The organism is Massilia sp. DJPM01 (assembly GCF_030348125.1).
Taxonomy (GTDB): Bacteria; Pseudomonadota; Gammaproteobacteria; order Burkholderiales; family Burkholderiaceae_D; genus Telluria_A; species Telluria_A frigida.
On sequence record NZ_JAQOZV010000025.1, the window covers coordinates 84,790 to 96,729 of the forward strand.

At 58.8% G+C, this 11,940-nt stretch carries 9 protein-coding genes and 6 tRNA genes; 2 read left to right on the forward strand and 13 right to left on the reverse strand.

The window, feature by feature from the left end:
* Positions 1–2 precede the first annotated feature (2 nt).
* Positions 3–503, forward strand: coding sequence for a hypothetical protein (locus PO883_RS17360; RefSeq protein WP_289310888.1), 501 nt, complete (start codon positions 3–5; stop codon positions 501–503).
* A 30-nt stretch (positions 504–533) separates the two neighbouring features.
* Here the strand turns inward: PO883_RS17360 and PO883_RS17365 are convergent, their stop codons facing one another.
* The 13 genes from PO883_RS17365 to PO883_RS17425 all read right to left on the reverse strand — a co-directional run bounded on the left by PO883_RS17365 (position 534) and on the right by PO883_RS17425 (position 10,579).
* A complete protein-coding gene (locus tag PO883_RS17365; protein WP_289310889.1) occupies positions 534–836 on the reverse strand; it encodes a hypothetical protein in 303 nt (100 codons plus the stop codon).
* A 223-nt stretch (positions 837–1,059) separates the two neighbouring features.
* Positions 1,060–2,994 carry a SurA N-terminal domain-containing protein gene (locus PO883_RS17370; RefSeq protein WP_289310890.1) on the reverse strand — a complete coding sequence of 645 codons (1,935 nt, stop codon included), beginning with the start codon at positions 2,992–2,994 and terminating at the stop codon, positions 1,060–1,062.
* A gap of 208 nt (positions 2,995–3,202) precedes the next feature.
* Positions 3,203–3,279, reverse strand: a tRNA-Asp gene (locus tag PO883_RS17375).
* A 23-nt stretch (positions 3,280–3,302) separates the two neighbouring features.
* Positions 3,303–3,379: transfer RNA gene (locus PO883_RS17380), tRNA-Asp, on the reverse strand.
* 24 nt (positions 3,380–3,403) lie between these two features.
* Positions 3,404–3,480, reverse strand: a tRNA-Asp gene (locus PO883_RS17385).
* 24 nt (positions 3,481–3,504) lie between these two features.
* A tRNA-Asp gene (locus PO883_RS17390) sits at positions 3,505–3,581 on the reverse strand.
* A gap of 31 nt (positions 3,582–3,612) precedes the next feature.
* Positions 3,613–3,688 (reverse strand) — tRNA-Val (locus PO883_RS17395).
* A gap of 67 nt (positions 3,689–3,755) precedes the next feature.
* Positions 3,756–4,028, reverse strand: a complete 273-nt coding sequence (locus PO883_RS17400; protein ID WP_054262580.1) for an HU family DNA-binding protein — start codon at positions 4,026–4,028, stop codon at positions 3,756–3,758.
* Positions 4,029–4,186: 158 nt separating this feature from the next.
* Positions 4,187–6,604, reverse strand: a complete 2,418-nt coding sequence (gene lon, locus PO883_RS17405; protein ID WP_289310891.1) for an endopeptidase La — start codon at positions 6,602–6,604, stop codon at positions 4,187–4,189.
* A 285-nt stretch (positions 6,605–6,889) separates the two neighbouring features.
* Positions 6,890–8,158, reverse strand: coding sequence for an ATP-dependent Clp protease ATP-binding subunit ClpX (gene clpX / locus PO883_RS17410; RefSeq protein ID WP_099879298.1), 1,269 nt, complete (start codon positions 8,156–8,158; stop codon positions 6,890–6,892).
* A 304-nt stretch (positions 8,159–8,462) separates the two neighbouring features.
* On the reverse strand, positions 8,463–9,080 hold the full coding sequence (gene clpP / locus PO883_RS17415; protein WP_054262583.1) for an ATP-dependent Clp endopeptidase proteolytic subunit ClpP: 618 nt from the start codon (positions 9,078–9,080) through the stop codon (positions 8,463–8,465).
* Positions 9,081–9,117: 37 nt separating this feature from the next.
* Positions 9,118–10,458, reverse strand: a complete 1,341-nt coding sequence (gene tig / locus PO883_RS17420) for a trigger factor (RefSeq protein WP_289310892.1) — start codon at positions 10,456–10,458, stop codon at positions 9,118–9,120.
* Positions 10,459–10,492: 34 nt separating this feature from the next.
* Positions 10,493–10,579: transfer RNA gene (locus PO883_RS17425), tRNA-Leu, on the reverse strand.
* Between the two features lie 274 nt (positions 10,580–10,853).
* Here PO883_RS17425 and PO883_RS17430 point away from each other — a divergent pair.
* The coding region (locus PO883_RS17430) for an MATE family efflux transporter (protein WP_289310893.1) at positions 10,854–11,940 on the forward strand (1,087 nt) is incomplete at its 3' end.

The following is an 11,940-nucleotide window of genomic DNA, read 5'->3' on the forward strand; positions in this document are numbered from 1 at the left end:
CCTTGAATTCTCCCTATACCCCCCCTGCCACGCTCTTTCTTGATGAACGCCGGACGCCGTCCGCTATCCGCATGTGCGGCGTTGCCATTTTCGCTGCCCTGCCCTTACTCGGCATGATCATCATGCAGGGCCAGCATCTTTATACGAACAAGGTGTGGTTCGCGAAGTCGGTGAATATATTCGAGCCGATCTTTTTGATGTTCCCGATGGTTATCGTGACGGCCGCAAGCGGTTACGCGTTTGCGCTGGCATGTGCGCGCGCATCGAAACGGCGCGTCGTTTCGCTCGGCATTGCCGTCGGCACCCTCTGGTCGATATGCGCACTGCTTACCGGCAACGCCATGCTCTACCTCAAGTTCGACCAGGCTCCCGGTCCACTTTATCAGCAAGCCGGCCTGTTCCTCTCACTTGCCGCGCTTTTGTTGCCGCTGGGCATAGCAGAATGCGCACTCGTCCGGCTCTACGGTAAGCCGCGCGATTCGACCGCTGGAAACACGCGCTGAAGCGCCGATGCGGTAACGCTGCTTGCTGGCTCACTCTTCCTGCGGCAGGGGCGGAGCGGCCGGATTGAAGGTCCACAGCATGCTGCCGGCCGACCACGGACGCCAGCCATAAGCGTACAGGGCAAAGATCAGCATGCCGGCGCGTTCGTAGTTTCCGTCCACATCAGGAGCGACCTGCATTTCGAGGTGCTGGGCCTGATGCGCCTTGAGCATCTTGAATAACTCGCCGATGCTGGCAATCTCGGTACCGTACGCGAAAAAATGTCCCGGACGAACGACGACAATCGCCGCCGGCGCGGTGATGCAGATCGGCGCTTGCTGAATATTGTCCATGCTCACCTCCAGTCAAACGGAAAACCACGGTGTTGTCTTGCTACCGATGGTTTGATCCGTCCGATACCAGCGGGTTCCACAGGACGGGCGATTTTTTTCGCGCGGGGCGCATCCGCGCTGTCCGCTGGCACTGCGGCTGCGGCTGCGGCTGCGGCTAATTATCGACCGGCGAAAAAAAACCCGGTAGCGCGAGCGACCGGGTTTTTAGCTGCCTGAACTACGATTACTTCACCGCAGGCGCAGTTTTCGTATCGGCTGTGGCAACGTCGATTTTCGCCGTCACCTTGGCCTTGGCTTTTTCCTTGAGTGCATCGATGTAACCGTGCATCTCAGCCTGTCCAACGCGCTGGGCGATGTCCTGCTGTTCCGACGCGCGGCGTGCCAGGTCCGGCTTGGCTGCTTGCGCGACTTTGCCGATGCGATAGACGCCATAGCCGATACCCGGCAGGTCCACGCCCACATAGGCTGGCAGCTTGCTCGTATCGGCCTTGAGCACGGCTGGCAGCGCGGTCGGGTTGATGCCCGTCGGCGCGGCGCGGCTGACCACCTTGGTGTCGCCAAAACCGGTAGCGTCGCCATTGGCCTTGGCGGCCGCAATCTTGGCTTCGCCGGCTTTCTTGGCCAGGCTGGCAGCTTCCTGCTCGGCCACGCGCACACGGATGACGTCGCTGACTTCGGCCAGTGGGCGCAAGGTCGCCGGCTTGAAGTCCACTACCCGGGCAGCGACCAGCGTGCTTGGCAGGACTTCGATGGCATCGGTATTGTGCTTGTTCTTGAGAACGCTGTCCGAGAACACCGCGTTCAGGAGCTTGACGCTATTCAAAGGCGACTTGCCCAGCGCCGGATTCGGCGTGCGCGTGACGTTGTCGAGCGTTTCAATCTTCAGCTTGAGCTTGTCCGCAGCCGGTTTCAGGCTATCGGACTGGTCGTACACGGTCTCGCTGAAGGTTTGCGCCAGTTCCGAATACTTCTTCGACATCTTCGGCTTCTTGACTTCGGCAGTGATCGCATCCTTGACTTCGTCGAACGGTTTGACGGTTTCAGGGACCAGCTTGGTCACGGTCAGGATGTGGTAACCGAATTCCGATTCCACCACGTCGCTGATTTCGCCCTGCTTGAGCTTGTACACGGCCGGCTCCAGCGCGGCGCTGAGGAACTCGCCCTTCTTCGCTTCGCCCAGCTCGCCGCCCTGCTCGGCCGTTGCCACGTCCTGCGACTTGGCTTTGGCGACTGCCGCAAAGGTGTCCGGCGCCTTGCGCAGCTCGGCCAGCACGGCCTCGGCCTTGGCTTTGGCGGCGGCCTTGTCGGCGGCGCTCGCGGCTTTGGCGGCGGTGAACATGATGTGGCTGTAACGACGCTCTTCCGGCGTGGTGTAGCGCTTCAGGTTACCCTTGTAGAAATCTGCCACTTCGGCGTCGGTCACGCTGACCAGGCCCTCGACCGCGGCCGCGTCGAACACGACGTATTCGATCTTGACCTTTTCCGGGATCTGGAACAGGGCCGCGTTCTTGTCGTAGAAAGCCTTGACCATCTCGTCGGTGACCTTGACCTGGGCTTGCTGCTCCTTGGTCGAGAACAGCAGTTCCTGGACTTCACGTTCCTGGTCGAAGGTATCGGACAGGCGCGCGGCAACAGCGCGCGGCACGAACGAAGTTTCCTGCACGGTGCCGGTCAGCTGCTGCAGCGCGAAATTGCTGCGCAGGCTGGCTTCGTACTGGTCGGCGGTCATGCGCGCGTTGGCCAGTGCGGCCCGGTACACTTCCACGTCGAATTTACCGTTCGTCTTGAACGTCTCGTCCTGCTGGATCGTGTTGATCAGCACATCGTCGCCCACGGTCAGGTGGTTGCGTGCGATTTCAGCTTCCACGGCGCGCTGCGCGACCAGGTTGTTGAGGATTTCGCGCTTGAATTCAGGCGTCTCGAAGCGCTTCTGGTCGAACTGCGCACCCATTGCGGCGCGATAGCGCTCAACCTGCTTGCGCTGGGCGTCTTCCCATTCGGGCTGCGTGATTTTCTTGCCGTCGACCGTGGCCACTTCAACCGAGGTGTCGCCGCCGCCAGAAGTACTGCTCACGATACTGCCGACCACGAACGCGGCGACCAGCACGCCCAGCACAATCTGGATCCAGCGCCTGTGATTACGAATAAATTCAAACATGGTTTGCCAATTCGGGATGAATAAAACTGCGATTAATGCGATCGAGACGCACACACAAAAAAAAAGGCGAACTCTCGTTCGCCTCTTCTCTATTGACAGGACTGCCAGGACCCGGCTGCGTTGAACCAGCCGTGGAATCCCGTGCGGGCGACTCCTGATTCCCGGCGCGCTCCCCGTTCAGGGAACACACCATCGTACTGCTATATGCTGGCGGAGCGGACGGGACTCGAACCCGCGACCCCCGACGTGACAGGCCGGTATTCTAACCAACTGAACTACCACTCCTAAACTCGGTGCTTCTTTTTCATTGGCGGAGCGGACGGGACTCGAACCCGCGACCCCCGACGTGACAGGCCGGTATTCTAACCAACTGAACTACCACTCCTAAACTCGATACATCATTTTTCATTGGCGGAGCGGACGGGACTCGAACCCGCGACCTCCGACGTGACAGGCCGGCATTCTAACCAACTGAACTACCACTCCTCAAATCAATTGCGTATTTTTTATTGGCGGAGCGGACGGGACTCGAACCCGCGACCTCCGACGTGACAGGCCGGCATTCTAACCAACTGAACTACCACTCCGTAAAAAATACTGGTACTGCATGCCAGGCTGTGGTGGGGGCTGAGAGGCTCGAACTCCCGACCCGCGCCTTGTAAGGGCGCTGCTCTACCAACTGAGCTAAACCCCCGTCAGCACACTTGTGTCACCAAGTGCCTCTGGACATTTTCCGGTGATTGTCACCTCACCGAAGGACATTAGTTTACTGCATCTTTCAGCGCTTTACCAGCTTTAAATTTAGGAACCTTCGCCGCCGCGATCTTGATCGCTTCCTTGGTGCGCGGATTGCGGCCGGTACGCGCGGCGCGCTCGCCCACCGAGAAGGTACCGAAGCCGACCAGGGTCACGCTATCGTTCTTCTGCAGGCTGGCCGTGACCGCATCGATCATCGCGTCGAGCGCGCGCGTGGCCGAGGCCTTGGTGATGTCCGCCGACTTCGCGATTTCTTCGATCAATTCTGTTTTGTTCACTTGTGCCCCGTTACATAAGATGTGCGGCGAAAAGAAATCCGCAGCGCGTATTAAACAAGCCGTCCCTCTGCCTGTCAAGCCAAATACCAAGCCGCCTGCCAGGCGAAAAAGAAACAAGCGTCCGAAGACGCTTGCTTGGGTACCGCGATACGAGCGGTTTAGTGCTTGACGACGTCCGTTTGCGGGGCCGCGCCATCGACCGGAGGCGTGGCCGCCACGGCAGCCACGGCCGGCACTTCCACGATCGGCGTCGGCATGCGTTCCAGCGCGATTTCAAGCACCTTGTCGATCCAGCGTACCGGAACGATTTCGAGCTTGTTCTTCACGTTGTCCGGAATGTCGGCCAGGTCCTTGACGTTCTGCTCGGGAATGAGCACCGTCTTGATGCCGCCGCGATGCGCCGCCAGCAGCTTTTCTTTCAGGCCGCCGATCGGCAGCACTTCGCCGCGCAGGGTGATCTCGCCCGTCATCGCCACGTCGGCCCGTACCGGAATGCCGGTAAATACCGACACCAGCGCGGTGGTCATCGCGATACCGGCCGATGGCCCGTCTTTCGGGGTCGCGCCTTCCGGCACGTGAATGTGAATGTCGGCTTTTTCAAACACGTCATTCTTGATGCCCAGGCGGTTGGCACGCGAACGCACCACGGTGCGCGCCGCTTCGATCGATTCCTTCATCACGTCGCCCAGAGTACCGGTGCGTATCACGCCGCCCTTGCCCGGCATTTGCACCGCCTCGATGGTCAGCAGATCGCCGCCCACTTCGGTCCATGCAAGGCCGACCACCTGGCCGATCTGGTTCTCTTTCTCGGCCACGCCGAAATCGTAACGGCGCACGCCCAGGAACTTGTCGATGTTCTTGCCGTTGACCGTGACCTTTTTATCGGCCTTTTTCAACAGCAGCATCTTGACGACCTTGCGGCAGATCTTCGAGATTTCGCGCTCGAGCGAACGCACGCCGGCTTCCCGCGTGTAGTAACGGATGATGTCGCGGATCGCGCTTTCGGCCACGGCGATTTCTTCTTCCTTCAAGCCATTCGCCTTGACCTGCTTCGGCAGCAGGTAACGCTGGGCGATGCTGGTCTTTTCATCTTCCGTGTAACCGGACAGGCGAATCACTTCCATGCGGTCGAGCAGCGCCGGCGGAATATTGAAGGAATTCGAGGTCGCCACGAACATCACGTCCGACAGATCGAAGTCGACTTCGATGTAGTGGTCCGAGAACGTGTGATTCTGTTCCGGGTCCAGCACTTCGAGCAGGGCCGAGGATGGATCGCCACGGAAGTCGGCGCCCATCTTGTCGATTTCATCGAGCAGGAACAGCGGGTTGCGCACGCCGACTTTGGCCAGCGATTGCAGCACCTTGCCCGGCATCGAACCGATATACGTGCGGCGGTGGCCGCGGATCTCGGCTTCGTCGCGCACGCCGCCGAGCGCCATGCGCACGAACTTGCGGTTGGTGGCCTTGGCGATCGATTGGCCAAGCGAGGTCTTGCCCACGCCAGGAGGACCGACGAAGCACAGGATCGGCGCTTTCAGCTTGTCGACGCGCTGCTGGACCGCGAGGTATTCCAGAATGCGTTCTTTGACCTTGTCCAGGCCATAGTGATCGCCTTCGAGGACTTTTTCGGCGTTCGACAGATCGTTATTGACCTTGGACTTTTTCTTCCACGGCAGGTTGACCAGGGTATCGATGTAGTTGCGCACCACGGTCGCTTCGGCCGACATCGGCGACATCAGCTTGAGCTTTTTGAGTTCGTTGGTCGCCTTGTCCAGCGCTTCCTTCGGCATCTTGGCGGCGATGACTTTTTTCTCGAGTTCGTCGATATCGGCGCCATCTTCGCCTTCGCCCAATTCCTTCTGGATCGCCTTGACCTGTTCGTTCAGATAGTACTCGCGCTGCGATTTTTCCATCTGGCGCTTGACGCGGCCGCGGATGCGCTTTTCCACTTGCAGGATGTCGAGCTCGCCTTCGAGCTGGCCGAGCAGGTGCTCAAGACGCTTGGCGACGTTGAAGATTTCCAGGATCACCTGCTTTTGCTCAAGCTTGAGCGGCAGGTGGGCGGCGACCGTATCGGCCAGGCGGCCGGCGTCGTCGATCCCTGCCAGCGAAGCGAGGATTTCAGGTGGAATTTTTTTGTTGAGTTTGACGTACTGGTCGAACTGCTGGACGATCGCGCGGCGCATCGCCTCGACTTCGGAATCGTCGCCGATTTCCGAATTGAGCGGAGTCAGGTCGGCGATGAAATGGGTCGGCGCATCGCTGATGTGGTTGATGCGTGCACGCTGGGCGCCTTCGACCAGCACCTTGACGGTGCCGTCGGGCAGCTTGAGCATTTGCAGGATGTTAGCCACGCAACCGATCTCGTAGATGTCGGACGCGGACGGCTCATCCTTGGCGGCAGCCTTCTGGGCCGCCAGCATGATGCTCTTGCCCTGCTCCATGGCTGCTTCCAGCGCCTTGATGGATTTCGGACGGCCGACGAACAGTGGGATCACCATATGCGGGAAGACGACCACGTCGCGCAACGGCAGTAAGGGCAGCGTCGTTTGCTCGGTTAATTTGGAAGTTGTCATGGCATACCTTATAGAAAGCGTGTTTACGATGTTGGCACTGACTGCCAAAACACAAGACCGGCGGATAAAATATTTCTACAAGTTATTTGAACAATTCATCAACTTGATTCAAATACAACCGGAATAATCTAAAAAAATTTTATCGCAGCGTCAAATAAAAAAGCCACCGCGCAGCGCTTGCGCTGCGAGTGGCTTTTCGAGTGAAGCCTGATTCTTTTATTGAGGTAAATTGTACCGCCAAGAATTCAGGAATCAATGCTTTTGTTGCGTTCGTAGCGCAGAATTTCAGTTTTCGCCCGACGCTTTCGCGCTTTCGCTGTAAATCAGTAAAGGTTTGGCACCGTTCGTGATCGAATTTTCATCGATCACGACCTTGATGACATTCTGCTGATTTGGCAATTCGTACATCACATCAAGCAGTGCATGTTCAAGAATGGAACGCAAACCGCGCGCACCGGTCTTGCGTGCCAGTGCCTTGCGGGCAATCGCATGCAAGGCGGCCGGACGGATTTCCAGTTCCGCGCCTTCCATTTCCAGCAGCTTGGAATACTGTTTGATCAAGGCATTCTTCGGCTCGATCAGGATCTGGATCAGCGCTTCCTCGGTCAGTTCCGACAAGGCGGCAACCACCGGCAGGCGGCCCACCAGCTCGGGAATCAGGCCGAACTTGATCAAGTCTTCCGGTTCGGCTTCGAGCAGCACGTCGGCGCTGGCGCGCTGCGATTCGCTCTTGACGCTGGCCGAGAAGCCGATCCCGCTCTTTTCGGAACGGTTCTGGATGATCTTGACCAGGCCGTCGAAGGCGCCGCCGCAGATGAACATGATGTTGGTCGTGTCGATCTGGACGAAATCCTGGTTCGGATGCTTGCGCCCGCCTTGTGGCGGTACCGACGCCATGGTGCCTTCGATCAGTTTCAGCAAGGCTTGCTGCACGCCCTCGCCGGAAACATCGCGGGTAATCGACGGATTGTCCGATTTGCGCGAAATCTTGTCGATTTCATCGATGTAGACGATGCCGCGCTGGGCCTTGTCGACTTCGTAGTTGCAGCTCTGCAGCAGCTTCTGGATGATGTTCTCGACGTCTTCGCCCACATAACCGGCTTCGGTCAGGGTGGTGGCGTCGGCGATCACGAATGGCACGTTGAGCATGCGCGCCAGGGTCTGGGCCAGCAGGGTCTTGCCCGAACCGGTAGGACCGACCAGCAAGATGTTGCTCTTTGCCAGTTCGACTTCATCCTTCTTGCCCAGGTGCTTGAGGCGCTTGTAGTGGTTGTACACCGCAACGGACAGGATGCGCTTGGCGGTTTGCTGGCCGATCACGTACTGGTCCAGCAATTCCTTGATCTCGTTCGGAGTCGGCAGGTCGGACTTGGCGCCGGCCACCGTTTCCACGTTCGAGGTCTCGTCGCGGATGATGTCGTTACACAGGTCGATGCACTCGTCGCAAATGAAGACGGATGGACCTGCGATGAGTTTCTTCACCTCGTGCTGGCTCTTGCCGCAGAACGAGCAGTAGAGGAGTTTTTCGCCGCTGGAGGATTTTTTGTCTGACATGGGGCAGGTTTCTATTGAATTGCTATAAATGTAACGCGAACCGACGCGCAACAAGGAGGCGCGCTAACAGCATGCTACCCGAAATAAAAACGAAACGCCCGAACGTTGTAGCGCACGGGCGTTTTTTGAGCAACACCTGAGGCGAACCTTGATAAAGCTACTACGCGGCGCAATTGTCGTCCTGCGATGCTCGCCGTACGTGTACGGCTGCGCTTCTCGAACAACACTTGCACCGCTCGCTACGCTTTCTCAAGGCCCGCCTGGCGCCGTCAGTGCAGCTGGTCGCGCGGCCCGCGCCATGACTTTATTCGCGCTTCGCAAGGACTTTGTCGATCAGACCATATTCCGCAGCTTCGTCGCCGGACATGAAACGATCGCGGTCGGTATCCTTGTGGATCTGTTCCATCGTCTTGCCCGTACGTTCGGCCAGGATGTGGTTCAGACGCTCACGCAGGTAGAGGATTTCCTTGGCCTGGATTTCGATGTCCGAGGCCTGCCCTTGCGAGCCACCCGACGGCTGGTGAATCATGATGCGCGAGTTCGGCAGCGAGAAACGCTTGCCCTTGGCGCCAGCGGCCAGCAGGAAAGCGCCCATCGAGGCGGCCATCCCGGTGCACAGGGTCGACACGTCCGGCTTGATGAAGTTCATCGTATCGAAGATCGCCAGGCCGGCCGAGACCGATCCGCCAGGCGAGTTGATGTAGAGCGAAATATCCTTGTCCGGATTCTCGCTCTCGAGGAACAGCAGCTGGGCCACGATCAGGTTGGCCATCTGGTCATGCACCGGCCCGACCATGAAAATTACGCGTTCCTTGAGCAGGCGCGAGTAAATATCGTACGAGCGCTCGCCGCGGCCGCTTTGCTCCACGACCATCGGAATGAGGCCGAGTGCTTGTGTATCCAATGCCGGATTATGATTCATACCTGTCTCTTCCTTTGTAAGCAGCCTAAAGCAAGCTTTAAGCTTGTGCGTTGCTTCCCATCAACTCGTCGAATGCAACAGCCTTGGCCGTGACTTTCGCGATACCGAGTACATAGTTAACGACGTTTTCTTCCAATACAAGAGCTTCGACTTCCGACAGACGGCGACGATCGCTGTAGTAGTACTTGAGTACTTCACGCGGATCTTCGTAGCTTTGGGCGAAATCTTCGATCTGCGCCTTGACCTGCTCAGGCGTGGCCTGCAGCTTGTTGTCGCCAACCAGTTGCGACAGGATCAGACCCAGGCGCACGCGGCGCTCGGCCTTGGTGGCGAACAGTTCTTGCGGGAATGGCATATCCTTGACATCCATGCCACGCTGCGCCATGTCCTGGCGGGTCATCTCGGCCAGGCGCTCGGCGTCCTGGGCGATCATGACTTTAGGGACTTCCATCTCGGTGACCTTGACCAGGGCATCCATCACGGCTTCCTTGTTGCGTGCCTTGACGCGGCCCGCGACTTCGCGTTCCAGGTTGACCTTGATGTCAGCGCGCATTTTTTCCAGGTCGCCATCTTCCATGCCCAGCGATTTGGCGAACTCGGCATCGACTGCCGGCAGGTGCGCCCATTCCAGCTTTTTCAGGGTGATGGTGAAGTCGGCGGTTTTGCCGGCCACGTCAGCACCGTGGTAGTCGGCCGGGAAAGCCAAGGGGAAGGTTTTTGCTTCGCCGACCTTGAGGCCAACGGTGGCGGCTTCGAATTCCGGCAGCATGCGGCCTTCGCCGAGCACGAATGCATAGTCTTCAGCTTTGCCGCCTGGGAATTCAACGCCATCGATCACGCCGACGAAGTCGACCGTCACGCGGTCGCCATTGGCTGCGATCGGCTCGCCGCCGTCGCCGTGTTCGCCGGCTTCACCCTTGGTGTGGTAATGCACGCGCTGCTTGCGCAGGATGTCGATGGTTTTTTCGATTTCCGCGTCCGACACGTCGGCTTTCACGGTGTCGATCTCGACGCCCGACAGGTCGCCGACGACGACTTCAGGATAGACCTCGAAGGTGGCGTCGAACGACAGCACGCCTTCAGCGGACTCTTCCTTTGGTTCGATTTTTGGGAAACCGGCAACGCGCAGCTGGTTCTCGTTGGCGGCGTCATTGAAGGCGCGGCCGACTTTATCGTTCAGCACGTCCGATTCGATCTGGTAGCCATATTGCTGCGCGACCATTTTCAGTGGAACTTTGCCTGGACGGAAGCCAGGTGCCTTGGCCGTTTTGGCCTGCTGTTTCAGGCGCTTTTCCACTTCCGTACGGACGTCAGTCAGCGGAAAAGAGATCGTCAAGCGACGTTCGAGTTTACCCAGGGTTTCGACTGCAGTTGCCATTGTAAAAATCGTCCAAAAAATAGTATTAAACTCGTGGTGCGAGGAGGGGGACTCGAACCCCCACACCATTGCTGGCGTCAGGACCTAAACCTGGTGCGTCTACCAATTTCGCCATCCTCGCGGGATCGCATTGACCGCCATCATCGGCGAGAGAATGCACCTTTCCATCTGAAAAAACAAAGGGCGCCCGACAGTGAAACCGGCCGCCCTGCACTGCCTTTGTTAGGGGCTACAACTTCAACCCGGTATTTTACTGGATTTTCTGACCACATAGGGCGTTTTTTGAAACGGATTCAGGCGGCGTATAATTTGGAAACGTTTTCAGTCCTTTAGAGAAATACCTCCGCATGTCTTCCAATCACATTAACAAAGTCCGCCAGGCGAGTTTATTCGCCATGACGTGGCCTATCTTCGTCGAGCAACTCTCGCATATCCTGCCGGGGATCGTCGATACCTTCATGGTCAGCCACCTGGGCGACTCGGCCGTGGCGGGGCTGGCGGTGGCCAACCAGATCGTCGGCTTTTGCGTGATCCTGTTTTCGTTTGTCGGCATCGGCAGCGCGGTCGTGCTCACCCACTACCTTGGCGCGGGCGACCATGCGGGTGCGCAGCGCGTGGCGGCCACCGCGGTGGGGATCAACTTCTGGCTCGGGATGGTGGTCAGCCTGGCGATCTGGGCGTTCTCGGCCGACATGCTGCGCCTGCTGCACTTGCCGCCGCAACTGATGCCCTATGCCCAGCCCTTCCTCGCGCTGATGGGCGGCACGCTGTTCCTCGAATCGATCAATATCGCGTTCGGCTCGGTGCTGCGCGCGCATGGGCACACGCGCGAAGCCATGTTCGTCGCGATCGGCATGAACGTGCTCAATCTGATCCTGAATGTGGTGCTGATTTTCGGCCTGCTGGGCGCGCCCAGGATGGGCGTGATCGGCGCGGCGCTGTCGACCGTCATCAGCCGCGCGGTGGCCTGCGTGGCCCTGGCGTGGCTGGTGCGGCGCCAGCTCAAGCTGGGCGTGCGCCTGTCGTGGCTGCTGAACCTGTCGCGCGAGACGCTGGCGCGCATCCTCAAGATCGGCTTGCCGGCAGCCGGCGAGAACTTGTGCTGGCAAGCGAGCTTCATGGTGATTACGTATTTTGTCGGGCAGATGGGCGTGGTCCAGCTGGCCACGTTCTCGTATGCGATCCAGCTATCGATGATCATGATGATGCTGGGCATTTCGATCGGCATCAGCACCGAGATCATGATCGGGCACATGGTTGGCGCGGGCGAATTCGATGAAGCCTACCGCCAGTTGCTGCGCAGCCTGCGCGTGGGTTTGGGGGTGACGGTCGTGACGACCTGCGTAGTGGTGCTGCTGGCGCCGTGGCTGCTGGGCTTTTTCAGCAAGGACCCGGCGATTGTCGCCGGCGGTGCCGTGCTGCTGCGCATCAGTTTGCTGCTGGAACCTGGGCGCACGTTCAATCTGGTGGTGATCAATTCAT

Coding starts and splice junctions, on each gene's coding strand:
- clpX (WP_099879298.1), bottom strand. CDS start 8,158: ATGTCAGACAAAAAATCCTCCAGCGGCGAAAAACTCCTCTACTGCTCG.
- clpP (WP_054262583.1), bottom strand. CDS start 9,080: ATGAATCATAATCCGGCATTGGATACACAAGCACTCGGCCTCATTCCG.
- PO883_RS17365 (WP_289310889.1), bottom strand. CDS start 836: ATGGACAATATTCAGCAAGCGCCGATCTGCATCACCGCGCCGGCGGCG.
- tig (WP_289310892.1), bottom strand. CDS start 10,458: ATGGCAACTGCAGTCGAAACCCTGGGTAAACTCGAACGTCGCTTGACG.
- PO883_RS17370 (WP_289310890.1), bottom strand. CDS start 2,994: ATGTTTGAATTTATTCGTAATCACAGGCGCTGGATCCAGATTGTGCTG.
- lon (WP_289310891.1), bottom strand. CDS start 6,604: ATGACAACTTCCAAATTAACCGAGCAAACGACGCTGCCCTTACTGCCG.